Genomic DNA, 24,222 nt, shown 5'->3' with positions numbered 1-24,222 from the left:
GGGCTGAGAAATTCAGCCAGCGCCCGTAGATCACCGCATGGCTCGATTCACGGGGTGCGTATGCTAGCATGTTCGCCTTTTTCAATGCTCGGTTGCGACCTGAATGGTTCTCAGGGCGACCATGAATCCTTTGAGAGTTCTGTAGATGACCACCCCTGCCCAGATCGAAGAGCTGAAGACCCTGGTTGAACCCGGCAAGGTGCTGACCGATGCCGATTCACTGGAGGCCTACGGCAAGGACTGGACCAAGCATTTCGCCCCGGCGCCTTCGGCCATCGTCTTCCCCAAGAGCATCGAGCAGGTGCAGGCCATCGTGCGCTGGGCCAACACGCATCGCATCGCCCTGGTGCCGTCCGGCGGCCGCACCGGCTTGTCGGCTGCCGCAGTGGCGGCCAACGGTGAGGTGGTGGTGGCGTTCGACTACATGAACCAGATTCTCTCGTTCAACGAGTACGACCGCACCGCGGTGTGCCAGCCGGGCGTGGTGACCAAGCAGCTGCATCTGTTCGCCGAGGACAAGGGCCTGTACTACCCGGTGGACTTCGCCTCTTCGGGTTCCAGCCAGATTGGCGGCAATATCGGCACCAATGCCGGCGGGATCAAAGTGATTCGCTACGGCATGACCCGCAACTGGGTGGCCGGCCTGAAGGTGGTCACCGGCACCGGCGAGCTGCTGGAGCTGAACCGCGACCTGATCAAGAACGCCACCGGCTACGACCTGCGTCAGCTGTTTATCGGCGCCGAAGGTACGCTCGGGTTTGTCGTGGAAGCCACCATGCGTCTGGATCGCGCGCCGAAGAACCTCACCGCGATGGTCCTCGGCACGCCCGATTTCGACTCGATCATGCCGGTGCTGCATGCCTTCCAGGGCAAGCTCGACCTGACCGCCTTCGAGTTCTTCTCCGACAAGGCCCTGGCCAAGGTGCTCGGCCGTGGCGACGTGCCGGCCCCCTTCGAGAGCGAGTGCCCGTTCTACGCCCTGCTGGAATTCGAAGCGACCACCGAGGAGGTGGCCAACCAGGCGCTGGAAACCTTCGAGCACTGCGTCGAGCAGGGTTGGGTGGTCGACGGCGTGATGAGCCAGAGCGAGCAGCAGCTGCAGAATCTGTGGAAGCTGCGCGAGTACATCTCCGAGACCATCAGCCACTGGACGCCGTACAAGAACGACATCTCGGTCACTGTCAGCCAGGTGCCGGCCTTCCTCAAGGACATCGACGCCATCGTCGAGGCCAACTACCCGGACTTCGAGGTGGTGTGGTTCGGCCATATCGGCGACGGCAACCTGCACCTGAACATCTTGAAGCCCGAGAACCTGAGCAAGGACGAGTTCTTCGCCAAGTGCGCGGTGGTCAACAAATGGGTGTTCGAGACCGTGCAGAAGTACAACGGCTCGATCAGCGCCGAGCACGGCGTGGGCATGACCAAGCGCGACTACCTGCACTACAGCCGCAGCGAGGCGGAGATCGCCTGCATGAAGGCGGTCAAGGCGGTGTTCGACCCCAACGGCATCATGAACCCCGGCAAGATCTTCGCATAACCGTAGACGCCCGCTGACAGCGGGCGTTTTCGTATCCGACCTCGCGTCGGTTAAGGTACCTGACCGGCCACAAGCCGGGATGACCATAATACGAACAACACAGGAGTCGGTGATGAGCTATCAGCACCAGTACGTCGACGGAACCACCGTCCACTTTCCCCTTGGCAAGGTCGTTTGCATCGGCCGCAACTATGCCGAGCATGCCGCCGAGCTGAACAACCCGGTGCCCAGCGAACCCTTGCTGTTCATCAAGCCGGGCTCCTGTGTGGTGCCGCTGGACGGCGGTTTCAGCATCCCCGAGGATCGCGGCTCGGTGCATTACGAGGCGGAAATCGCCGTGCTGATCGGCAAGCCGCTGTCATCGAGGCCGGATGCCGAGGAAGTGCGTGACGCCATCAGTGGCTTCGCCCCGGCCCTGGACCTGACCCTGCGCGACGTGCAGGCCAAGCTCAAGGAAAAGGGCTACCCCTGGGAAATCGCCAAGAGCTTCGACGGCGCCTGCGTGCTGGCGCGCTTCGTGCCCGGCGATGCCATCGAGGACCTGGCCGATATCGGCATCCGCCTGAGCATCAATGGCGAAACCCGCCAGGACGGCAACAGCCGCGACATGCTCAACCCCATCGTCGCGATGATCCAGCACATGGCCGGGCACTTCGCCCTGCAGCCGGGCGACGTGATCCTCACTGGCACGCCGGTGGGCGTCGGCGCGCTGAACCGCGGCGACGAGCTGGTGCTGGAGTTGGTCGGTCACAGTAGTTTCACCAGCCGAGTGCTATAACCCCTGACCGCCGCCCGACGGGCGGCGGAACTCTTTTCGACAACGGATGTCGGATTGCCATCAAGCAGCCGAGTCGTCGCCGATGTCCCTTCCCCGTTTCCGCCTGTTACGCCCCCGCTACTGGTTGTCCGGCATCGCCGTGCTGGCGCTGGGCGTCGTGGTGCAGACCCAGCATCTGGACGACCGCGCCCTGCTCTGGTGGCAGGAGGGCAATACCCCTCTGGTCAATCGCCTGGCCAGCGTTTGGCTGCCCGGCTACCGTGCGGTGATTCAGGCCAGGGCTCTGCCGGGTCTGGAGAAGGATGAAACCTCCGGCCTGACCTACAACCCCGTCACCGGCACCCTGTTCGCCGTCACCGGCAAGAACCCGCTGCTGGTGGAGCTGTCGCGTCAGGGAGAGATACTGCGGCGCATCGAGCTGATCGGTTTCGCCGACCCCGAAGGCGTCGAGGTGCTCGGCGACGGACGCCTGGCCATCATCGACGAGCGCCGCCGGCAACTCACCACCATCACCCTGCGCGATCATGACCTGAGCCTGGATGCCGCGGATTTTCCCGGCTTCGACCTTGGCTTTGCCGATGCCGGCAACAAGGGCTTCGAAGCCATCGCCTGGGATGCACGCAGCCGCAGCCTGATGCTGGGCAAGGAACGAGGCCCGATGGGGCTGTTCAGCCTGCCGTTCCCCGGCGAGGACGGCGCTGCCGGGGTGATGCAGCCGTTCAGTTACGGCGACCTGGGCATGCGCGATATCTCTTCGCTGAGCATCGATGCGCGTACCGGTCACGCGCTGGTGCTGTCCGACGAGTCGCGCATGCTGCTGGAGATCGACCGTGCCGGCCAGCCGGTCAGCTTTCTCAGCCTCAGCGCCGGCCGCAACGGCCTCGCCAAGAGCATCAAGCAGGCCGAGGGCGTCACCATGGACGAGGAAGGCAACATCTATATCGTGGCCGAGCCCAACCTGTTCTACGTATTCAGCAAGGAGCCGGCAGACGCCGGTTGATGGGCAATTAAGCTTGGCTTAAGCGGCGATTCAGTCTGGCTTCAGCTTGCCGCCCTAATCTGACCCCGTCATTTACGAACAACGAGGTCAACGCCATGAAACGTACCGCTTTCGCTCTGATGGTTCTGCCACTGCTCAGCACCGCTGCCTTCGCCACCGGCTATACCGGCCCGGGTGCCACGCCGCAGGTCACCACCGTGGCCGCCGCACTGGAGGCCGCCGACGATACTCATGTTGTGCTGGAAGGGCAGATCGTCAAGCGCCTGCAGGATGAACTGTATGAATTCAAGGATGGCACCGGCACCATCCAGGTCGAGATCGACGACGAAGACTGGCCGGGCCAGAGCGTTTCCGAGAACGCCAAGGTGCGCCTGACCGGTGAGGTCGACAAGGACTTCAACAGTCGCGAGATCGACGTCGATCGGGTCGAACTGATCAACTGATCGAAGTGTCCGTATGCCCGCCGCGCCTCGAGCGTGGCGGGCTTTTCCGTGTCAGTTAGAGAATCTTTGCCATGCGTCGCCTGCTTACCATCAACCCCTGGCTGTATCTGTTGTGCTTCGTGCTGCTGGTCGGTGCCGTTCTCGGCCAGCAATACCGGCTGTTCGAGCGGGTCTGGTTTTCCGTGCAGGAGTGGCAGCATGGCGAGCAGTGGCGCGAGCATTCGCTGTGGCTGGGCGACTATCGGGTGGCGATCGAAGCCAAGCCGATCAGCGGCATCAGCGATGTCTCGGCGCTGACCTTCGATCCGGACCGGCGCACCCTGTTCAGCGTCACCAACAAGCCGGCCAAGGTCATCGAGCTGAGCCTGGAGGGCGATCTCAAGCGCACCATCGACCTGCAGGGTTTCGGCGACCCCGAGGCCATCGAATACGTGGCGCCTGGCACCTATGTGATTGCCGATGAGCGCGAGCAGCGCCTGGTCAAGGTGCGCATCGACGACGCCACCCGCGTGCTCGACGCGGCCGACTTCCAGCAGCTCTCCCTGGGTATCGGGCGCAACGGCAACAAGGGCTTCGAGGGACTGGCCTACGACGCCGCCAACCAGCGCCTGCTGGTGGCCAAGGAGCGCGACCCGGTGCGTATCTTCGAGGTGCTGGGTTTCCCCCATATCGATGACAGCCGTCCGCTTGCGCTGCAGGTCAACACCGACCCCAAGCGCGATGCGCGGCTGTTCGTGCGCGATCTGTCGAGCCTGGACTTCGATGCCGCCACCGGCCATCTGCTGGCGCTGTCCGACGAGTCGCGGCTGGTGATCGAGCTGAACGCCGAGGGCAAGCCGATCAGCACCCTGTCGCTGCTGCGCGGCCAGCATGGCCTCAAGCGCGGCGTACCGCAGGCCGAGGGCGTGGCGACGGACGATGAAGGCACCCTCTACCTGATCAGCGAGCCGAACCTGTTCTATGTGTTTCGCAAGGCGCAGTAGACGCGCCTGCTAGTGCGAGTGGCTCTTGCCGACATGGGTATGGCCATCGTCCGGTAACGGCTGCACGCCGCCGCTGGCATTGAGCTGGCGCAGAATCGCGCAGGCCTGCGCCTCCTGCGTGCCGTTGCAGCGGTCGCGCAGTTCCAGCAGCTGGTCGCGCAGCGCCTGCAGGCTGTTGATCCGCGCCTGCACATGCTCGATGTGCTCGTCCACCAGGCTGTTGATGTCGGCGCAGCTTTCCCTGGGCAGATCGCGCAGGGCCAGCAGGCGCTGAATCTCCTCCAGGGTCATGTCCAGGGTGCGGCAGTTGCGGATGAACACCAGCCGTTCCAGATGCTCCGGGCCGTACAGGCGATAGTTGCCCTCGCTGCGCGCGGGCGCCGGTAGCAGGCCCTCGCGCTCGTAGTAACGGACGGTCTCCACCTGGCAGCCGGCCTTTTTCGCCAGTTCACCGATTTTCATGCGATGTCCTCCCCAGTGCTTGACCCTATAGTGACTACAGGGTGTGTACTCGGCAACAGTGATCTGAAGGAGGATTCCCATGAGCCGTTGCTGCGACCATTCGCACGAACCCGTTGCCGGGGGCGGGCAGCCTGTCGGGCATGAGCACCACGCTGCTCCCCAGCTGCAGTCTGACGAAGCGCTGGGCGGTACGTTCACCACGCGCATCCGCATCGAACAGATGGACTGTCCGACCGAGGAGCGCCTACTCCGCGATGCCCTGGGCAAGGTGCCGGGTGTCGCCGCCCTGCATTTCAATCTGCTGCAGCGCGTGCTTACCGTCGGCCATGACGAAGGCGCGCTGACGCGCGTGCTGCCGGCGATCCGTGCGCTGGGGTTCACCCCGCAGGTGCAAGGGCAGGCTGGGGCGCCAGCGCCCGCCGCGCCGCCTGCGCACAAGCCCTGGTGGCCGCTGGCGCTGGCCGGCGTGCTGGCCACGGCCTCGGAGCTGGTGCATTTCATGGCGCTCGGTCCCGACTGGCTGGTGGCGCTGCTGGCCGTGATGGCCATCGCCATCTGCGGGCCGAGCACCTACAGAAAAGGCTGGGTCGCTCTGAAGAATCGCAACCTCAACATCAATGCGCTGATGAGCATCGCCGTGACCGGCGCGGTGCTGATCGGCCAGTGGCCGGAAGCGGCGATGGTGATGGTGCTGTTCACCCTGGCCGAGCTGATCGAGGCGCGTTCGCTGCAGCGGGCGCGCAACGCCATTGCCAGCCTGATGGACCTGGCGCCGCCGCGCGCCACGCGGCGCCAGGCCGATGGCAGCTGGCAGGAGGTGGACGTGCAGGCGGTGGCGGTCGGCGATGTGCTGCGGGTGCGGCCGGGCGAGCGCATCGGCCTGGATGGCGAGGTGATCGCCGGTGCCTCGACGGTCAACCAGGCGCCGATCACCGGCGAGAGCCTGCCGCTGGACAAGGGCGTCGGCGATACGCTGTTCGCCGGCACCATCAACCAGGCGGGGTCGCTGGAGTACCGGGTGACGGCGGCGGCGCGCGACACCACGCTGGCGCGCATCATCCATGCGGTGGAAGAGGCGCAGGGCTCGCGCGCACCGACCCAGCGCTTCGTCGACCGCTTCTCACGCATCTATACCCCCACGGTGTTCGCCTTCGCCCTGGCGGTCGCCGTGCTGCCGCCGCTGCTGGCGGGCGGCGCCTGGCTCGACTGGATCTACCGCGCGCTGGTGTTGCTGGTGGTGGCCTGCCCCTGCGCGCTGGTGATTTCCACGCCGGTGACCATCGTCAGCGGCCTGGCCGCGGCGGCGCGCAAGGGCATCCTGATCAAGGGCGGTGTGTACCTGGAAAGCGGTCGACACCTGGCGCTGCTGGCGCTGGACAAGACCGGCACCCTGACCCATGGCAAACCGGTGCAGACCGACTGCCTGAGCCTGGGCAACGGCGATGAGCAGCAGCTCGCGCTGTGGGCTGCCAGCCTGGCGGCGCGTTCCGATCACCCGGTTTCCCAGGCGCTGGCCCGTGCCCTGGAGGGCCAGGCGCTGGCCAACGTGGAGGCGTTCGAGGCGTTGCCGGGGCGTGGCACCCGCGGCCGTATCGACGGGCGCCTGCTGCACCTGGGCAATCACCGCCTGGTCGAGGACCTCGGGCTGTGCTCGCCGGCACTGGAGCAGCGCCTGGAGGCGTTGGAGCGGCAGGGCAAGAGCGTGGTGCTGCTGTGCGACGAGCAGCGTGCGCTGATGCTCTTCGCCGTGGCCGACACGCTACGCCAGAGCAGCCGCGAGGCGGTGCAGCAGTTGCACGCGCTGGGCGTGCGCACCTGCATGCTCAGCGGCGACAACGCCCACACCGTGGCGGCCATCGCCGAACAGGTCGGCATCGACGAGGCGCGCGGCGACCTGCTGCCGGCGGACAAGCTGGCCTGGGTCGAGACGCGTCAGGCACAGGGGCGGGTGGTCGGCATGGTCGGCGATGGCATCAACGACGCACCGGCGCTGGCCAAGGCGCAGATCGGCTTCGCCATGGGCGCTGCCGGCACCGACACGGCCATCGAGACGGCGGATGTCGCACTGATGGATGACGACCTGCGCAAGATTCCCGCCTTCGTCCGCCTGTCCCGCCAGACCCACGCCATTCTCGTGCAGAACATCGTGCTGGCGCTGGGCATCAAGGCGATCTTCCTGGCCCTGACCCTGGCCGGCGAGGCGACCATGTGGATGGCCGTGTTCGCCGACATGGGCGTCAGCCTGCTGGTGGTGTTCAACGGCCTGCGCCTGCTGCGCAAGTGAAGGAGCCGATCATGCGAATGGAACTGCAGGAAGCCATCGACCAGGCATTTGCCCAGGCGCTGCTCGAGTTGCAGGCTCGGCGCGCCAGCGACGCGCTGGTCTGGCTGGAGCGGGCGCATATCCTCAGCCAGCGGCGGCCTCTGCTGCATGCCCGTTCGCATTGGCTGATGCTGCGCGCGGGCTGGCAGTTGGGTGATAGGCGCGAGGTGCTGGGGCAGATGCCGCGCATGGTCGCGGCGCTGCTGTTCTCACGCGTCTGGGTGCCCAGCGGCAATACCGGGCGGGCGCGGGTCAGCGCCTTGCGGCCGATGCCGATCAGCGAGGAGCTGCGCCGCCTGCTGGAGTAGGGTGTCGCGGGGCCGCACAGCTTGCGCTATCTCTGGTGCGCACAGCGCACCCTACGAAGCGGTTCAACTACGTAGCCCGGAGGCAATCCGGGAATGGCGGTGCGGCTATCCCCGGATTGCATCCGGGCTACGATTGACGCGAGCGTTGGCGTTTCAGCGCTTGAGCGTTTTCACGCCTTCGGCGGTGCCGAGCAGCAGCAGGTCGGCCGGGCGGGCGGCGAACAGGCCGTTGGTGACCACGCCGACGATGGCGTTGATGTCCGCCTCCAGTTTCACCGGGTCGGTGATCGACAGGTTGTGCACGTCGAGGATGACGTTGCCGTTGTCGGTCAGCACGCCCTCGCGGTACACCGGGTCGCCGCCCAGCTTCACCAGCTCGCGCGCCACGTGGCTGCGGGCCATGGGGATCACTTCCACCGGCAGCGGGAAGGCGCCGAGCACCGGCACCAGCTTGCTGGCGTCGGCGATGCAGATGAAGGTCTTGGCCACGGCGGCGACGATCTTCTCGCGGGTCAGCGCGGCGCCGCCGCCCTTGATCAGGTGCAGGCGCTCGTCGCTCTCATCGGCGCCATCGACATAGAACTCCAGCTCGCTGACGCTGTTGAGGTCGTAGACCGGGATGCCGTGGCCCTTGAGGCGTGCGGCGGTGGCTTCGGAGCTGGCCACGGCGCCGTCGAAGTCCATCTTGTGCCTGGCCAGCGCGTCGATGAAGAAGTTGGCGGTGGAGCCAGTGCCGACGCCGACGATGCTCTTGCTGTCGAGGCGCGGGAGAATGTGGTCGACGGCGGCCTGGGCCACCGCCTGCTTGAGCTGATCCTGGGTCATGGAGTTCTGCCGGACGGGAAAAGCGCAATTATAGCCATCCACCCCCGCTTCCCGCAGCGCCTGTCATCCGCCCCATAGCGCGGCTGCGGCCAGCAGCAGGCCGGCGCCATCCAGCGCCGCTGCCGGCGGCTCGCCGGCCCAGGCTGGCGCGGGCGTGAGCAGGCTGGCCTGCGTCGGGGCGGGCAGGCCGAGACGCTGGCGAATGGTGGCCTCGTTCAGTTCGGAGCCATCGTCGAAGCGAATCCTTTCGACCACGAAGGCCTTGTCCAGCAGGTAGTTGACGATGACGATGCGTTGCTCGGTGTCCAGCTCGATGGACAGCGAGCCGCCCTGCACGCCATACAGGCGCACCTGGTCGGCGGTCACCGGGCCGCGGATCTGCAGGGTGTCGATGTTGCCGGGGGTAGTGTCGTAGTCGTAGATGCGGTGGTTGCTGAAATCCCAGCTGTAGTCGACCTGGTAGTAGTCGTTGCCGGGCCCGCCGTAGAGCTGGTTCCACTGATTGTCGCCGAAGAACATCGGCTTGACCGTGCCGCCGTTGAGCACGTCGCTGTGCCGGCTGCCGATCATCATGTCGTTGCCGCCGCGGCCGAGCATGTAGGTCGGCTGGTCACCCGCCACCAGCCTGTCGGCCCATTCCTTGCCGGTCAGGCGGATGCGCTCGCCGGTGTAGCTGGGCGGATCGTCCGCGGTGCGGCCGGGCGGGGCCAGCGGGTCGATGTGGAAGCTGCGCAGAATATCCTTGTCGGTGACCTGCACGGCGCCGAAGCGAAAGCGTTCGATGCGAAACGCGGGGTCGAGGAAGAAGTTGCGTATGGTCACCACTGCCGGCGTGCTGTACAGACCGATCAGCAGGTCGTCCTGATAGCGCTCGAACGGGCCGAACTCTTCGAGGCTCTCGTTGATGATCAGGGTGTCGATGTTGCCGGGCGTGGGGTCGAAGTCGAGGATCACGTCCCGACCGTCTGCGTTGATGTCGTAGGTGTAGTAGTCGTCGCCGAGCCCGCCATACAGGCGGTTCACGCCACTGCCGCCGAGCAGCGAGTCGCTGCCGGGGCCGTCGATCAGCACGTCGTTGCCATTGCCACCGACCAGGCGGCTCGGTTCGGGGTGGGCGACCAGCAGGTCGTCGGCTGGGGTGCCTTGCACGAGCAGGCGGGAAATACCAATGGGCATGGGGAAATCCTCTGGTTGACGGTGCACTGCTCGGGTCATGAAAGCAGACTGGCGAAGCGGCCGGAGATTCCGCTCCGCTGGTCGGGTGCCCGGGTGGTCGCGCATGGGGTAGACTCGGCAGCTCCCCTCCAAGCCCTAACGCCTGCGAAATCGCCATGCTCGAACAGTACGTGAAGAAGATCCTCACCTCGCGCGTCTACGACGTCGCGGTGGAAACCCCGCTGCAACCCGCCCGCCAGCTCAGTGAGCGGCTGGGCAGCCAGATTCTGCTCAAGCGCGAGGATCTGCAGCCGGTGTACTCGTTCAAGATTCGCGGCGCCTACAACAAGCTGGCGCAGCTCTCGGCCGAAGAACTGGCGCGCGGCGTGGTCACCGCCTCGGCCGGCAACCACGCCCAGGGTCTGGCTCTGGCGGCCAAGCACCTGGGGGTGAAGGCGACCATCGTCATGCCGCGCACCACGCCGGAGCTGAAGGTGCAGGGCGTGCGTTCGCGTGGCGGCAAGGTGGTGCTGCACGGCGATGCCTTCCCCGAGGCGCTGGCGCATTCGCTGAAACTGGTGGAGGAGAAGGGCTACACCTACATTCACCCCTACGACGATCCGCTGGTGATCGCCGGGCAGGGCACCGTGGCCATGGAGGTGCTGCGCCAGCACCAGGGTCATATCGACGCCATCTTCGTGCCGGTCGGCGGTGGCGGCCTGATCGCCGGCATCGCCGCCTACGTCAAATACCTGCGCCCGGAAATCAAGGTGATCGGCGTTGAGCCGGACGACTCCAACTGCCTGCAGGCCGCCATGGCTGCGGGTGAACGCGTGGTGCTGCCGAGCGTCGGGCTGTTCGCCGACGGCGTGGCGGTGGCGCAGATCGGCCAGCACACCTTCGATATCTGCAAGCAGCATGTCGACGAGGTGATCACCGTCAGCACTGATGAAATCTGCGCGGCGATCAAGGACATCTACGACGACACCCGCTCGATCACCGAGCCGGCCGGCGCGCTGGCGGTGGCCGGGATCAAGAAGTACGTCGAGCGCCAGGGCGGCAATGGCGAAGTGCTGGTGGGCATCGATTCGGGCGCCAACGTCAACTTCGACCGTCTGCGCCACGTTGCCGAGCGCGCCGAGCTGGGCGAGAAGCGCGAGGCAATCATCGCCGTGACCATCCCCGAGCAGCCGGGCAGCTTCAAGGCCTTCTGCGAAGCGGTGGGCAAACGCCAGATCACCGAGTTCAACTACCGCTACCACACCGACCGCGAGGCGCACATCTTCGTCGGCGTGCAGACCCATCCGGAGAACGACCCACGCCAGGCGCTGGTCGAGGGCCTGCGCGCGCAGGGCTTCCCGGTGCTGGACCTGACCGACAACGAGCTGGCCAAGCTGCATATCCGCCATATGGTCGGCGGCCATGCGGCGCAGGTCAGCGACGAGATGGTGCTGCGCTTCGAGTTTCCCGAGCGCCCCGGCGCGCTGTTCAACTTCCTGCAGAAGCTCGGCGGGCGCTGGAACATCTCCATGTTCCACTACCGCAACCACGGCGCCGCCGACGGCCGTGTGGTCGCCGGCCTGCAGGTGCCCGCCGACGAGCGCCACCTGGTACCCGCGGCGCTGGACGCCATCGGTTACCCCTACTGGGACGAGAGCGACAACCCGGCTTATCGCCTGTTTCTCGGCTGAGCACCGCTTTCGACCGGTAGGGTGGATGACCCGCCAGAGCGCTGGCGGTTTATCCACCCTACGTAATCGCCTGATAACCAAGGAAGCCCCTGATGGAACACTACCTGCTGGTTCGCATTCTCCACGGCGCCCCGGGCGTTCTGCTGCTGCTCGGCCTGATCGCCCACGGCGTCATGCTGTTCAAGGCGCAGCGCAAGGCTGATGCGGCGGTGCTGGCGCGCAAGCTGCGCGTGACCCTGCTGTTCAGCTTCCCGGCGTTCGCCGTGCTGGCGCTGAGCCTGCCGGTGACCGGCTACTGGCTGGTGGATACCGCCGGCTGGCCGCTGGGGCAGACCTGGCTGCTGCTGGGCAGCATTCTCTATGCGCTGATGATGCTGCTCGGTTTGCTTCTGGCCGCCCGCCTGGCGGCCTGGCGCGCGCTGGGCGATGCGCCGGCACCGACGTCGCTCAAGCGTCTGTGCCTGATCTATGCGGGGCTGATTCTGCTGCTCTTGATCGCCATCATGGCGTTGATGGGAGCCAAGCCGGTATGAAGCAGCCGCAGAGCGGCTTCTGATGACCCTCTCCCATTTATGGGAGAGGGTGCCCGAAGGGCGGGAGAGGGCGTGTGGTTCGATGAATCTCGACTGCCCAGCCCTGTAGAGTGTCCCGGGGCCGCCCAGGCCGTGCGCCCGGCTACTAAGGCCGGAACCTGAGTGGTGCGCGCGGCGCACCCTGCGGCGTTTGTGCGGCGTGCGCTCAGCGCAGCGAAATCACCGGCCAGCCGCGTTCGAGGGCGGTGGCGCGCAGTACCTCATCCGGGTCGACCGCTACCGGGTTGGCCACGGCCTCGAGCAGCGGCAGGTCATTGCGCGAGTCGCTATAGAAGTAGGCGCCGTCCAGGTTGTACCCCGTCTCGGCCAGCCATTCGTTCAGGCGCGTCACCTTGCCGCCCTGGTAGCACGGCGTGCCGGTGATCTGCCCGGTATAGCGACCGTCCTGCATGCCGCACTCGGTGGCGATCAGCGTCTCCACGCCCAGGCGTTCGGCAATCGGAGCGGTGACGAAACGGTTGGTGGCGGTGATGATCACCAGCTTGTCACCGGCCTCACGGTGTTCGGCCAGCAGCGCCTCGCCCTTGGCCAGGATGATCGGCTCGATCACCTCGGCCATGAACTCGCGGTGCCACTGCGCCAGTTGCGCCATTTCACTGCGACCCAGAATGGCCTGGCTGAAGTTCTGGTAGGCCACCACGTCCAGCTTGCCGGCACAGTAGTCGGCATAAAAGGCGTCGTTGCGCGCCAGGTACTCGGCCGCGTCGACCAGGCCGCGCTGGCAGACGAATTCGCCCCAGCTGTGATCGCTGTCGCCAGCCAGCAGGGTGTTGTCGAGATCGAAAAGGGCCAAGCGCACGGTTCTGTACCTGTTCTGCAAATGTTCGGGGCGCGCCAGAATAGCGGCTTTGGCCGGGCTTTCCCACTGCCTCCAAACCCGCGTTGCTGCTGGACTCGGCTTTGTGGAACAATGCCGGAACTTGCGTGTACGAGGTTGCCTGCCGTGATCGATTCTGATGGTTTCCGCCCGAATGTCGGCATCATCCTGACCAATGATGTCGGGCAGGTGCTCTGGGCCCGGCGCATCAACCAGGATGCCTGGCAGTTTCCCCAGGGCGGCATCAACGATCGTGAGTCGCCGGAAGAGGCGCTGTACCGCGAACTGAACGAAGAAGTGGGGCTGGAAGAGCAGGATGTGAAGATCCTCGCCTGCACCCGCGGCTGGTTGCGTTATCGTCTGCCGCAGCGCCTGGTGCGCACCCACAGCCAGCCGCTGTGCATCGGGCAGAAGCAGAAGTGGTTTCTGCTGCGCCTGACCGGTGCCGAGGACCGGGTGCGCATGGACCTGACCGGCAAGCCCGAGTTCGATGGCTGGCGCTGGGTCAGCTACTGGTACCCGCTGGGCCAGGTGGTCACATTCAAGCGCGAGGTGTACCGCCGCGCACTCAAGGAACTCGCCCCGCGCCTGATAGTGCGCGACTGATACGGACCGCAATCGAGCATGCTCAACACGCTGCGCAAGATCGTCCAGGAAGTTAACGCCGCCAAGGATCTCAAGGCGGCGCTGTCGATCATCGTGCAGCGGGTCAAGGAGGCCATGGGCAGCCAGGTGTGCTCGGTCTACCTGCTCGACGCGGAAACCAACCGTTTCGTGCTGATGGCCACCGAAGGCCTCAACAAGCGCTCCATCGGCAAGGTCAGCATGGCCCCCAGCGAAGGCCTGGTCGGCCTGGTCGGTACCCGCGAGGAACCGCTGAACCTGGAAAACGCCGCCGATCACCCGCGCTATCGCTACTTCGCCGAGACCGGCGAGGAGCGCTACGCCTCCTTCCTCGGCGCACCGATCATCCACCATCGCCGCGTGATGGGCGTACTGGTGGTGCAGCAGAAGGAGCGCCGCCAGTTCGACGAGGGCGAGGAAGCCTTCCTGGTCACCATGAGCGCGCAGCTCGCCGGCGTTATCGCCCATGCCGAGGCGACTGGTTCGATTCGGGGCCTCGGTCGCCAGGGCAAGGGTGTGCAGGAGGCCAAGTTCGTCGGCGTGCCGGGCGCGCCTGGGGCGGCGGTGGGTACTGCGGTGGTGGTGCTGCCCCCGGCTGATCTGAACGTGGTGCCGGACCGCAGCGTCGACGATATCGCCGCCGAGCTGGAGCTGTTCGACAAGGCCCTGGGCTGGGTGCGCGAGGACATGCAGGAGCTGTCCGAGAAACTCGCCACGCAGTTGCGCAAGGAAGAGCGCGCGCTGTTCGACGTGTACCTGATGATGCTCGACGATGCCGCCCTGGGTAACGAGGTGCGCAAGGTCATCAAGAGCGGCCAGTGGGCGCAGGGCGCCCTGCGTCAGGTGGTGCTCGACCACGTCAAACGCTTCGAGCTGATGGACGATGCCTACCTGCGCGAGCGCGCCAGCGACGTGCGCGACCTCGGCCGACGCCTGCTCGCCTACCTGCAGGAAGAACGCAAGACCTCGCTGGTCTACCCGGACAACACCATCCTGGTCAGCGAGGAACTGTCGCCGGCGATGCTCGGCGAAGTCCCCGAAGGCAAGCTGGCCGGTCTGATCTCGGTCACCGGCTCGGGCAACTCCCACGTGGCGATCTTCGCCCGCGCCATGGGCATCCCCACGGTCATGGGCGTGGTCGATCTGCCGTATTCGAAGATCGACGGCATCAAGCTGATCGTCGACGGCTACCACGGCGAAGTCTTCACCAACCCCAGCGAGCTGCTGAGCAAGCAGTACGCCGACGTGGTCGAGGAGGAGCGTCAGCTCACCGAAGGGCTCGATGCCCTGCGCGCGTTGCCCTGCGAGACGCTCGACGGCCACCGCATGCCGCTGTGGGTCAATACCGGCCTGCTCGCCGACGTGGCCCGTGCCCAGCAGCGCGGTGCCGAGGGCGTCGGCCTGTACCGCACCGAAGTGCCGTTCATGATCAACGAGCGCTTCCCCAGCGAGAAGGAGCAGCTCGCCACTTACCGCGAACAGCTGCAGGCCTTTCACCCGCTGCCGGTGACCATGCGCACCCTGGATATCGGCGGTGACAAGGCGCTGTCCTATTTCCCGATCAAGGAAGAGAACCCCTTCCTCGGCTGGCGCGGCATTCGCGTCACCCTCGACCACCCGGAAATCTTCCTGGTGCAGACCCGCGCCATGCTCAAGGCCAGCGAGGGACTGAACAACCTGCGTATCCTGCTGCCGATGATTTCCGGCACCCAGGAGCTGGAAGAGGCGCTGCACCTGATTCACCGCGCCTGGGGCGAGGTGCGTGACGAAGGCACCGACGTGCCGCTGCCGCCTATCGGCGTGATGATCGAGATCCCGGCGGCGGTGTACCAGACCCGGGAGCTGGCGCGCCAGGTGGACTTCCTCTCGGTCGGCTCCAACGACCTCACCCAGTACCTGCTGGCGGTCGACCGCAACAACCCGCGGGTCGCCGACCTCTACGACTTCCTCCACCCGGCGGTGCTGCAGGCGCTGCAGAAGGTGGTCAACGACGCGCATCTCGAAGGCAAGCCGGTGAGCATCTGCGGCGAGATGGCCGGCGATCCGGCCGCGGCCGTGCTGCTGCTGGCCATGGGCTTCGATTCGCTGTCGATGAACGCCACCAACCTGCCCAAGGTGAAATGGCTGCTGCGTCAGGTCACCCAGAGCAAGGCCAAGGAGTTGCTCGGTCAGGTGATGACCATGGACAATCCGCACCTGATCTACAGCACCCTGCACCTGGCGCTGCGCAATCTGGGCCTGGGTCGGGTGATCAACCCAGCGTCGAATATCCAGGCCTGAACCGCGGCTGCGGGCCGCGGCGATGACCCTGACGTAGGGTGCGCCGTGCGCACCAACCGCCTCTCTGCTGACATTGGCTCGCGCGGCCGCCTCGTCCACCAATGGTGGATGGAAGCGTTATCCACCCTACGCCCCGCTTACCTGCGGATGGCGACCTCGCCCAGCGGCACGCCCTGCGGGCCGAAGCTGTGTTCGACCAGCTCCCAGCTGGCGTCGGCGTTGAGGATCAGCGCCGTGCTGGCGCGGGTGCCGTAGTTGGCGCTGGCGATAAATACCGTCGACAGCAGGCGCTCGACCGCCGGGCCGACGCCGGTGTCCGGCAGCAGATGCTCGGGTGGCCGCTCGGTATCGGCCAACAATGCCAGCAGGCGCTCGCTGTCCGGTGCGTCCAGGCAATTCTCCAGCGCGGCCTTGGCCCGCTGCAGCTTGGGCCAGGGGCTGTCGAGTCTGGCGTTGGACAGGCCGTAGAGACCTTCCGCCAGGGCGTGCGGCTGGTCTTCCTGGCTGTTGTAGTACCAGAGCTGTCGCCTATCACCGAGCAGCAGGTTGAAGCCGGCGTAATCCGCGGCTTTGTCCGCCACTCGCTGCAGGTAGGCCTGGGGCTCCAGCGCGCTGCGCAGGAAGTCGATCGGCAGCTCGCCGCGCGAGCGCCGCCCGGGCGGCTGGCTGGGGTCGCGGATATTGGTCAGCGCGGCGAAGCGCCCGTCCGCGGTTACCCCCAACCAGGTGCCGCCTGCCTGCAGGTCGCGTCCGGCGAACAGACCGGGGGCATCTTCCCATTCGCGCAGGGGCCAGGTTGGGCGGCTATAGAACTCGTCACGATTGGCGGCCAGCAGCAGCGGCTGCGGATGACCGGGGCGCCAGGCAAGAACGATCAGGCACATGGGGCGATCCTGGTGTGAGTGTCGCCTAGCAGGCTAGCACGAGCGGTAACCTGGCGTTCTAGCTATCAGATGCACATTCATTCTCAGTATCGCCATCGCTTCGCAAGCCGCAGGGGGCGCGATCACCTGTCCCCGACGCCCGGAGCCTGCCGTTGCCCAGGCAATTCCGTTACCATGCCGCTTTGTTTTTGGGGGTGTCGATGGAACTGCTGCTCTACCTGGTGCTGGGTGCGGCCGCCGGTGTGCTGGCTGGCCTGTTCGGCGTGGGTGGCGGGTTGATCATCGTGCCGGTACTGGTGCTGAGCTTCACCTCGCAGGGCATGCCGAGCGAGATCCTCACCCACCTGGCGGTAGGTACCTCGCTGGCGACCATCGTCTTTACCTCGATCAATTCGCTGCTCGAGCATCATCGCAAGGGCGCGGTGCGCTGGCCGCTGTTTCGCTGGCTGAGCCTGGGGATTCTGCTCGGTGCGGCGCTGGGGGCACTGACCGCGGCGCTGATTCAGGGGCCGCTGCTGCAGAAGATCATCGGCACCTTCGCCATCGTCATCGCCGTGCAGCTGGCGCTGGACCTGAAACCCAGGGCCAGTCGCGATGTCCCAGGCAAGCCCGCGCTGGCGGTGGCTGGCGGGGTAATCGGCTGGGCTTCGGCGATCTTCGGCATCGGCGGCGGTTCGTTGACCGTGCCCTTTCTGGTCTGGCGCAGCGTACCGATGCAGCAGGCGGTGGCGACGTCGGCAGCCTGTGGTCTGCCGATCGCCATCGCCGGCGCGCTGAGTTTCATGTTCACCGGCTGGGGGAATCCGAATCTGCCGCAGTGGAGCGTCGGGTTCATCTATCTCCCGGCATTGCTGGGGATTGCGCTGACCAGCATGTTCTTTGCCCGTTTCGGCGCGCGTCTGGCCCATCGCCTGTCGCCGCGTCTGCTCAAGCGTCTGTTCGCCCTGCTGCTGCTGAGCGTGGGCCTGAGTTTTCTGATCTAAGGAGTTTCTGATGCTGCCTTATCCGCAGATCGACCCGGTGGCCATTGCCCTCGGCCCGCTGAAAATCCATTGGTACGGCCTGATGTACCTGGTGGGTATTGGAGGTGCCTGGTGGCTGGCGTCGCGCCGCCTGGCGCGCTTCGATGCCAGCTGGAGCAAGGAAAAGCTGTCCGATCTGGTGTTCTGGGTGGCCATGGGCGTGATTCTCGGCGGGCGCCTGGGTTACGTGTTCTTCTATGACTTTGCCGCCTATATCGCCGAACCGGCGAAGATCCTGCGGGTCTGGGAAGGCGGCATGTCGTTCCACGGCGGGCTGATCGGGGTGATGCTGGCGACCTGGTGGTTCGGCAAGCGCAATGGCAAGAGCTTCTTCGAGCTGATGGACTTTATCGCCCCGCTGGTACCCATCGGCCTGGGCGCCGGACGCATCGGCAACTTCATCAACGCCGAGCTGTGGGGCAAGGCCACCGATGTGCCCTGGGCGATGGTCTTCCCCACCGACCCTGAGCAACTGGCGCGCCATCCGTCGCAGCTGTACCAGTTCGCCCTGGAGGGCGTGGTGCTGTTCACCATCCTCTGGTTCTATTCGCGCAAACCGCGGCCGACCATGGCCGTGTCCGGCATGTTCGCCGCCTGCTACGGCGTGTTCCGCTTCATCGTCGAGTTCGTTCGCGTGCCGGATGCCCAGCTGGGCTACCTGGCCTGGGGCTGGCTGACCATGGGGCAGATCCTCTGCCTGCCGATGATCCTCGGCGGCATCGGCCTGATCGCCTACGCCTACAAGCGCCAGCCCGTACAAGGAGCCGCCTGATGAAACAGTACCTCGACCTGATGCGCCATGTGCGCAAGCACGGCACCTTCAAGGAAGACCGCACCGGTACCGGCACCTACAGCGTGTTCGGCTACCAGATGCGCTTCGACCTGGCCGATGGCTTCCCCATCGTCACCACCAAGAAGTGTCACCTGCGCTCGATCATCCACGAGCTGCTGTGGTTCCTGCAGGGCGACACCAACATCAAGTACCTCAAGGACAACGGCGTCAGCATCTGGGACGAGTGGGCCGACGAGAACGGCGACCTCGGCCCGGTCTACGGCTACCAGTGGCGCAGTTGGCCGGCGCCCAATGGCGAGTCCATCGACCAGATCGCCAAACTGATCGAGATGATCAGGAAGAACCCGGATTCGCGCCGTCTGATCGTCTCGGCCTGGAACCCGGCGCTGGTCGAGCAGATGGCCCTGCCGCCGTGCCACGCGCTGTTCCAGTTCTATGTGGCCGACGGCAAGCTGAGCTGCCAGCTGTATCAGCGCTCGGCGGACATCTTCCTCGGCGTGCCCTTCAATATCGCCAGCTACGCGCTGCTGACGCTGATGGTGGCGCAGGTGTGCGATCTGCAGCCGGGCGAGTTCATCTGGACCGGCGGCGACTGCCACCTGTACGCCAACCATATCGAGCAGGCCGACCTGCAGCTGACCCGCCAGCCGCTGCCGCTGCCGACCATGAAGCTCAACCCCGAGGTAAAGGACCTGCTGGCCTTCAGGTTCGAGGACTTCGAACTGGTCGGCTACGAGGCGCACCCACATATCAAGGCGCCGGTGGCGGTGTAGGGCCTGCTCGGGGGCGGCTCGCCCCTCATTTCCGTTCACCCAGGCCAAGGGGCCGCGCTCGTAGGGTGCGCCGCGCGCACCTGATGGCTCGGACTCGTCCGGGTCAGGGCAACTCTGACGCCAGGCGCTGCACCTGTTCATGGCGGTCAGCCTCTTCCAGGCGTGCGCCGGGGTTGAGCGACGACCATTCGGGATGGGCGCGTGCCACGTTCAGTGGGGCGGGCAGCTTGCCCTGGCGCCATAGGGTTTCCTGCGGGGCGCCGAGGGCGATGGCGTCCATGGCGGCGTGGCCGCGTTTATCCAGTGCCGCCAGCAGTTGCTGCTGACGCAGGGCAAGCAGGCGCAGCACGGCGTCGTCGACGGTCAGCTCGCGCTGGCCCTTCAGTTTTCCTTTCAGTCTTTCCCCGTAATTGCGCAGGGTCTGCGCGCTGCCACCGATCACCGCGCCCAATGCGGCAGCCGCGCCGAGGGTGATGCCGCCGACCAGCAGGTCGACGCCTACGCCGGTGGCAGCACCTGCGGCCATGCCGCCGCCGACCTTGATGCCCAGTTGCTTGAGGGTTTCCGGGTTGAACAGATCGTCGCCCCAGCGGCCATCGAGCAGCGGCAGGTCGGCCGCCTTGGCATCGCTGCTGCGGAAGGCGTACAGGCGCAGCAGGGCTTCGACGCAGCGCTGTTCACGCTGGCGAATGGCTGCACGCAGCTCGTTCACGGCGGCCTGCTCCAGCAACGGCTGAGCGGCGACGCTGCGGCGGCAGGCGGCGCAGTCGATCAGCAGCTCGGCGATCAGGCGCTGACCGGCCTGGCGCCGCGTGCGGCGCTGCGCCTCGTGATCCTCGATCAGGCGCTGCAACTGCGGGCGCGAGCGCTCCAGCAGCAGGGCGAGGCTTTCGTAGAGACGCCGTTCGCCATCCTCCGGCGGTGCCACGCTGTCGAACGCCACCAGGGCGTGCAGGCCGAGACGCGCCAGGGCTTCGCGCCACTCGCCTTCGCGGTGGCTGGCGCTGGCGACGAAGTTGAGCACCGGCAGCAGCGGGCGGCCGCACATGGTCAGTACCGCCAGTTCGTCGCGGTACTTGGCCAGCACTGGCTCGCGCACGTCGATCACGTACAGGCCGGCGTCGGAGGCCAGCAACTGGCGCAGCACCTTGGCTTCCTGCTCATAGCGCTGGCGCGCCTCGCTGCCTTCGAGGAAACGGGCCAGACGCGCCGGGCCGTCCAGCCGCTCGCCGGGACGGTCGAGGCGCTCCAGGTAGTCGAGCAGGGCGATGGCGTCTTCCAGGCCGGGGGTGTCGTACAGCTCCAGCAGCGCCTGGCCGTCCACCGACAGCCGCGCACCCTCGACATGGCGCGTGGTGCTGGCGCGCGGCGAGACTTCGCCGAATTCCACATCGCGGGTCAGGGTGCGCAGCAGCGAGGTTTTGCCGACGTTGGTATGGCCGACCAGGGCGAGTTTCAGCGGCTGGTTCATGGTGTAGACCCTGGCACGGTTTCCCCGGATTGCATCCGGGCTACGCGCTCCCCTCTCCCGCCCGCGCGAGAGGGGGTGGGGGAGAGAAGGTGGTGATCAGTCATGTCCGCTCTCCAGCCAGTTCAGCGGCGCGGTGTCGCCATGGGGCAGTCCCAGCGTGCCGAGGGCCTGGTGCCAGTCCGCCAGGCGGGCGCTGTCCAGGCATTCGCCGGGGGCAGGCGGCAGCAGCCAGATGCGTGTGGCAGAAGACGAGCGTGCCAGTTCGCCGAGCAGCGCCAGCGTGCCGCGATCCGGCGAGCGGCGTGGGTCGCAGGCGATGGCCAGGCGCTGGGGCGGGAAGCGGGTCAGCTGTTCGAGCAACTGGCGGCGCTGCTCGCGGCTGTCGATCACCCCGGCATCGGCCACGCCCTTCGGTAGCGGCAGCGGTGGCCAGGGACGGCGCTCGTCCAGCTCCAGGCCGAGCAGGAGGGCGCCACTGCCAGGTTGGGCATTGGCGCCGCCTTGCGGCTGGTGCAGAGCGGCTGGCGCCAGGTCGCAGACGCCGAGGCGTTCGCTGTCCGGTTGCAGGCGCTGTCGCAGCAGGCTGTAGCCCGGCAGGTCGAGATCCAGGCGCAGCCTGCGCGTGCCTGACTGCCAGCGCCACAGGCACAGCAGCGCCAGCAGCAGGCGTGGCAGCAGGCCGTAGACCAGCACCACGCCGACCAGCCAGCCGGCCCAGCTCTGCCGGGCGGCTTCGCTGGCGATGGCGGCATCGCCGCTGGCGCGAATGACCTCGATATCCGGCAGGCTGAAACCGAGCAGCGCGGGCAGGGCGCCGATGCTCTGGGTCAGGGCGATGAAGGTGTCGCCGGCGAGGATGGTGGTCTCCCAGACGAAGCCGTAGCGGCGGGTGGCGAGCAGCAGCAACAGGGTGGTCAGCGCGGCGAGCATGGCCAGGGTCCACAGGCCGTTGACCAGCAGGCCCAGGCCCCAGCGAGTCAGGCGCTGGCGTTGCAGCATCAGCAGCAGGGCCGGGGCCAATTGCGCGGCGCTGGCATCGCGCGCCAGCTTCTCGCTGAGCCATAGCCACAGACGACCGAGTGCGCCGGGGTGGTCGCGTGTCAGCAGCAGGCCGAGCAGCCAGCCAAGCAACATCAGCAGGTTTAGCCCGAGCAGGCTGCCCAGGGCCCAGAACACATTGACCGGCTGACGCCCGTCGCCCAGTGCCGCCAGGGCCAGGCCGGCGCCGCTGAGCAGGGCCAGCAGGGCGAGCAGCAGGCCGGCCAGGCGCGCGCCCTGCAGCCAGTGCAGCAGCGCCTGCCACTGACCATCACGGCGGGCCAGAAACAGGGCGCGATGCTGGATGCGCTCGGCCAGGTCGCCGTCCTCGGCGCGGGCCAGGCGATTGGCCTCGGCGTCTTCGAGCGGGCCGGCGTGTTCCTCGCGCAGGCGAATGGTCTCGCTGAGCCAGAGGCGTTGCAGGGGCGTAGGGGAGGAGGCGTCAGTCACGCGGCGTCTCGTCGTGCGGATCAGGGGTTGAGGATAACCCCTGATCCGTCACGGCGCGACTCAGCGCTGCTGGCGCAGGCGCACGGCGATGTCCGGCTGGTCGATGAACAGACCGTCGATGCCGGTGGCGAGGAAGGCGCGCAGCTCTGCCTCGATATCGCCGCGCTCGGCCGGTTCGCTGCCGTTGCGCAGGCTGGTGGGCAGGAAGGCGTTCTCGGCGCGGAAGGTGTAGGGGTGGACCTTGAGCTTGGCCGCATGGGCGTCACGCACCAGGCTGGTGGGCGTGGTCAGATTGCCGGCGGCGTCGCGCGGGATGACCATGCCTTTCTCCGGGCCGATGCCGCTGGCGTAGCGGGCGATGGCCTTCAGGCCCTTGGGCGTGATCATCTGCGCGTAGCTCAGACCGGTGCCGAGCACCTGCTGGTCATAGGGCTGGCCCTCGGTCCACAGCAGTTGCACCAGGCGCACCTGGGTCAGACGGCTGAGGGTCTTGAGGTTCTCCACCTCGAAGGACTGGATGTACACCGGCGCCTTGGCGCTGTTGTAACCGTTGCGCTTAAGCACCTTGACCAGTGGCTGCTCCATGGCCAGGCCGATCTGCTGGAAGTGGGTCGGGTGCTTGGTTTCCGGGTACAGGCCGATGACCCGCTGCTGGCTGAGTTGCAGGCTCTTCACCAGGTCGATGATCTCCTGCAGGGTTGGGATCTCGAACTGGCCGTCGAAACGGGTATTGGCCGGGCGCACCTGCGGGATGCGTTCGATGGCGCGCAGGGTCTTGAGTTCGGCCAGGCTGAAGTCCTCGCTGAACCAGCCCTCCAGGCTGACGCCGTCCACCGTCTGGGTGCGCTTGCGGTTGGCGAACTCCGGACGCTGTGCCACGTCGGTGGTCAGCCCCAGCTCGTTGTCATGACGGGCCACCAGCTGGCCGTCGCGGGTCATCACCAGGTCCGGCTCGACGTAATCCGCGCCCTGCAGGATGGCCAGGGCGTAGGCCGCCAGGGTGTGTTCGGGGACGTAACCGCTGGCGCCGCGGTGGGCGATGACCAGCGGTTTGGCGTCGCCATGGGGCTTGCCCTTGTGCGCCAGGGGCTGTTGCTGCGCCCAGTCGATGGCGGCCTGCACGCTGTCGGGCTTGGCTGGCGCGGCGAGGCCGAGGGTCGGTAGCAACAGGCCGGCGCAGAGCAGCCAGCTGCGAAGCGGTTTGGTCAACATGGTGGTACCTCCTTGCACGGGGATGGAAACCCAAGCCTGCACCGGCAAGGGTGACGATTCTGCTACAGAGGTCCAAGCCTAGACGGTTCTGTGCGCCATTCGGCAAAGCCAAAGGTGGGCTGCGGGTGCGCGGGGCGCTCTGCTATGCTCGCGGCCATGAAAACGACACTGCCCCTCTGCCTGATCGCCGCCCTCGCCGACAACCGCGTGATCGGCCGCGACAACCAACTGCCCTGGCATCTGCCGGCGGATCTCAAGCACTTCAAGGCCCTGACGCTGGGCAAGCCGATCATCATGGGGCGCAAGACCTGGGATTCGCTCGGTCGCCCGCTGCCGGGCCGGCTCAATCTGGTGGTCAGCCGCCAGCCGGGCCTGACCCTGGAGGGCGCCGAGGTATTCGCCACCCTGGAAGCGGCCATCGAGCGCGCCGATGTTTGGGCGCGTGAAGAGGATGCCGAGGAACTGATGCTGATCGGCGGCGCGCAGCTCTATGAGCTGGGCCTGGAACAGGCCGATCGCCTGTATCTGACCCGGGTCGGCCTCGAGCCTGAGGGTGATGCGTTCTTTCCGCAAATCGACGAGTCGGCCTGGCGCATGACCTCCAGCGTCGAGCATCCGGCCTCCGCCGAGACGCCCTTCTACGCCTTCGAAGTGTGGGAACGGCGCGGCGCATAAGCATAACGACCGTTCCGGCTGTCTCTGCCGCCTGATCCCACCAGCGCGCAAGACAGCCATTGCCTTGCCTCTGCCGTAATTTGAA

General features: G+C 66.5%; 23 protein-coding genes. 15 read left to right on the top strand and 8 right to left on the bottom strand.

Features of this window, described 5'->3' with window-relative positions; all coding sequences use genetic code 11:
* The first annotated feature begins 145 nt into the window (after nt 1-145).
* From L1F06_RS22905 to L1F06_RS22885, 5 genes are all read left to right on the top strand, one after another.
* Nucleotides 146-1,537, top strand: a complete 1,392-nt coding sequence (locus tag L1F06_RS22905) for an FAD-binding oxidoreductase (protein WP_129482471.1) — start codon at nt 146-148, stop codon at nt 1,535-1,537.
* Nucleotides 1,538-1,649: 112 nt separating this feature from the next.
* A complete protein-coding gene (locus L1F06_RS22900) occupies nt 1,650-2,315 on the top strand; it encodes a fumarylacetoacetate hydrolase family protein (protein WP_004373940.1) in 666 nt (221 codons plus the stop codon).
* Between the two features lie 82 nt (nt 2,316-2,397).
* Nucleotides 2,398-3,315 carry an SdiA-regulated domain-containing protein gene (locus L1F06_RS22895; protein WP_129482472.1) on the top strand — a complete coding sequence of 306 codons (918 nt, stop codon included), beginning with the start codon at nt 2,398-2,400 and terminating at the stop codon, nt 3,313-3,315.
* Nucleotides 3,316-3,410: 95 nt separating this feature from the next.
* Nucleotides 3,411-3,758, top strand: a complete 348-nt coding sequence (locus L1F06_RS22890; protein ID WP_004373938.1) for a NirD/YgiW/YdeI family stress tolerance protein — start codon at nt 3,411-3,413, stop codon at nt 3,756-3,758.
* Nucleotides 3,759-3,829: 71 nt separating this feature from the next.
* Nucleotides 3,830-4,741 carry an SdiA-regulated domain-containing protein gene (locus L1F06_RS22885; protein WP_129482473.1) on the top strand — a complete coding sequence of 304 codons (912 nt, stop codon included), beginning with the start codon at nt 3,830-3,832 and terminating at the stop codon, nt 4,739-4,741.
* Nucleotides 4,742-4,750: 9 nt separating this feature from the next.
* Here L1F06_RS22885 and cadR read toward each other — a convergent pair whose 3' ends face one another.
* Nucleotides 4,751-5,203: a Cd(II)/Pb(II)-responsive transcriptional regulator gene (gene cadR / locus L1F06_RS22880; RefSeq protein ID WP_012020019.1), complete on the bottom strand. Its 453-nt coding sequence runs from the start codon at nt 5,201-5,203 to the stop codon at nt 4,751-4,753.
* A gap of 79 nt (nt 5,204-5,282) precedes the next feature.
* Between cadR and L1F06_RS22875 the strand changes: the two genes are divergently transcribed.
* Nucleotides 5,283-7,487, top strand: coding sequence for a heavy metal translocating P-type ATPase (locus L1F06_RS22875; protein WP_129482474.1), 2,205 nt, complete (start codon nt 5,283-5,285; stop codon nt 7,485-7,487).
* A gap of 11 nt (nt 7,488-7,498) precedes the next feature.
* Entirely contained in the window at nt 7,499-7,834 is a 336-nt protein-coding gene (locus L1F06_RS22870) for a DUF3703 domain-containing protein (RefSeq protein ID WP_129482475.1), read from the top strand.
* Between the two features lie 153 nt (nt 7,835-7,987).
* On the opposite strand, the gene rpiA is transcribed toward L1F06_RS22870, so the two are convergent.
* Together rpiA and L1F06_RS24965 are read right to left on the bottom strand one after the other, a co-directional pair.
* Nucleotides 7,988-8,659: a ribose-5-phosphate isomerase RpiA gene (rpiA, locus tag L1F06_RS22865; RefSeq protein ID WP_004373929.1), complete on the bottom strand. Its 672-nt coding sequence runs from the start codon at nt 8,657-8,659 to the stop codon at nt 7,988-7,990.
* A 63-nt stretch (nt 8,660-8,722) separates the two neighbouring features.
* Entirely contained in the window at nt 8,723-9,835 is a 1,113-nt protein-coding gene (locus L1F06_RS24965) for a calcium-binding protein (protein WP_129482476.1), read from the bottom strand.
* Between the two features lie 155 nt (nt 9,836-9,990).
* Here L1F06_RS24965 and ilvA point away from each other — a divergent pair, with 155 nt between their 5' ends.
* Complete coding sequence (ilvA, locus tag L1F06_RS22850) at nt 9,991-11,505, top strand: threonine ammonia-lyase, biosynthetic (protein ID WP_129482477.1); 1,515 nt, start codon at nt 9,991-9,993, stop codon at nt 11,503-11,505.
* Nucleotides 11,506-11,597: 92 nt separating this feature from the next.
* Nucleotides 11,598-12,038, top strand: coding sequence for a DUF2269 family protein (locus L1F06_RS22845; protein ID WP_129482478.1), 441 nt, complete (start codon nt 11,598-11,600; stop codon nt 12,036-12,038).
* Between the two features lie 205 nt (nt 12,039-12,243).
* On the opposite strand, the gene L1F06_RS22840 is transcribed toward L1F06_RS22845, so the two are convergent.
* Nucleotides 12,244-12,897 carry a histidinol-phosphatase gene (locus L1F06_RS22840; RefSeq protein WP_012020013.1) on the bottom strand — a complete coding sequence of 218 codons (654 nt, stop codon included), beginning with the start codon at nt 12,895-12,897 and terminating at the stop codon, nt 12,244-12,246.
* Between the two features lie 144 nt (nt 12,898-13,041).
* On the opposite strand from L1F06_RS22840, the gene L1F06_RS22835 reads away from it, so the two are divergent.
* Together L1F06_RS22835 and ptsP are read left to right on the top strand one after the other, a co-directional pair.
* Nucleotides 13,042-13,521: an RNA pyrophosphohydrolase gene (locus tag L1F06_RS22835; RefSeq protein WP_004373919.1), complete on the top strand. Its 480-nt coding sequence runs from the start codon at nt 13,042-13,044 to the stop codon at nt 13,519-13,521.
* Between the two features lie 18 nt (nt 13,522-13,539).
* Complete coding sequence (ptsP, locus tag L1F06_RS22830) at nt 13,540-15,819, top strand: phosphoenolpyruvate--protein phosphotransferase (RefSeq protein ID WP_004373918.1); 2,280 nt, start codon at nt 13,540-13,542, stop codon at nt 15,817-15,819.
* A 137-nt stretch (nt 15,820-15,956) separates the two neighbouring features.
* On the opposite strand, the gene L1F06_RS22825 is transcribed toward ptsP, so the two are convergent.
* Nucleotides 15,957-16,703 (bottom strand): NRDE family protein, encoded by a 747-nt coding sequence (locus tag L1F06_RS22825; RefSeq protein WP_129482479.1) that lies wholly within the window; start codon nt 16,701-16,703, stop codon nt 15,957-15,959.
* Nucleotides 16,704-16,903: 200 nt separating this feature from the next.
* Between L1F06_RS22825 and L1F06_RS22820 the strand changes: the two genes are divergently transcribed.
* From L1F06_RS22820 to L1F06_RS22810, 3 genes are read left to right on the top strand one after another with little or no spacing between them, the layout of a single operon-like run.
* The gene (locus L1F06_RS22820; RefSeq protein ID WP_004373916.1) at nt 16,904-17,686 is read left to right on the top strand and encodes a sulfite exporter TauE/SafE family protein; all 783 of its coding nucleotides are present in this window, start codon (nt 16,904-16,906) and stop codon (nt 17,684-17,686) included.
* A gap of 10 nt (nt 17,687-17,696) precedes the next feature.
* Nucleotides 17,697-18,497 (top strand): prolipoprotein diacylglyceryl transferase, encoded by an 801-nt coding sequence (gene lgt, locus L1F06_RS22815; protein WP_129482480.1) that lies wholly within the window; start codon nt 17,697-17,699, stop codon nt 18,495-18,497.
* A complete protein-coding gene (locus L1F06_RS22810; RefSeq protein WP_129482481.1) occupies nt 18,497-19,291 on the top strand; it encodes a thymidylate synthase in 795 nt (264 codons plus the stop codon). The genes lgt and L1F06_RS22810 overlap by 1 nt, the downstream gene beginning before the upstream one ends.
* A gap of 103 nt (nt 19,292-19,394) precedes the next feature.
* On the opposite strand, the gene L1F06_RS22805 is transcribed toward L1F06_RS22810, so the two are convergent.
* The 3 genes from L1F06_RS22805 to L1F06_RS22795 all read right to left on the bottom strand — a co-directional run bounded on the left by L1F06_RS22805 (nt 19,395) and on the right by L1F06_RS22795 (nt 23,462).
* Entirely contained in the window at nt 19,395-20,762 is a 1,368-nt protein-coding gene (locus L1F06_RS22805) for a GTPase/DUF3482 domain-containing protein (RefSeq protein WP_129482482.1), read from the bottom strand.
* Nucleotides 20,763-20,858: 96 nt separating this feature from the next.
* Nucleotides 20,859-22,250 (bottom strand): DUF2868 domain-containing protein, encoded by a 1,392-nt coding sequence (locus tag L1F06_RS22800; RefSeq protein ID WP_129482483.1) that lies wholly within the window; start codon nt 22,248-22,250, stop codon nt 20,859-20,861.
* Between the two features lie 60 nt (nt 22,251-22,310).
* Nucleotides 22,311-23,462 carry a glycerophosphodiester phosphodiesterase gene (locus L1F06_RS22795; RefSeq protein ID WP_012020010.1) on the bottom strand — a complete coding sequence of 384 codons (1,152 nt, stop codon included), beginning with the start codon at nt 23,460-23,462 and terminating at the stop codon, nt 22,311-22,313.
* A 144-nt stretch (nt 23,463-23,606) separates the two neighbouring features.
* On the opposite strand from L1F06_RS22795, the gene L1F06_RS22790 reads away from it, so the two are divergent.
* Nucleotides 23,607-24,137 (top strand): dihydrofolate reductase, encoded by a 531-nt coding sequence (locus L1F06_RS22790; RefSeq protein WP_129482484.1) that lies wholly within the window; start codon nt 23,607-23,609, stop codon nt 24,135-24,137.
* Nucleotides 24,138-24,222: the final 85 nt, after the last annotated feature.

The sequence above is a fragment of the Pseudomonas hydrolytica genome, from assembly GCF_021495345.1.
GTDB lineage: Bacteria > Pseudomonadota > Gammaproteobacteria > Pseudomonadales > Pseudomonadaceae > Aquipseudomonas > Aquipseudomonas hydrolytica.
This window is presented reverse-complemented; position numbering and strand designations above follow the sequence as displayed.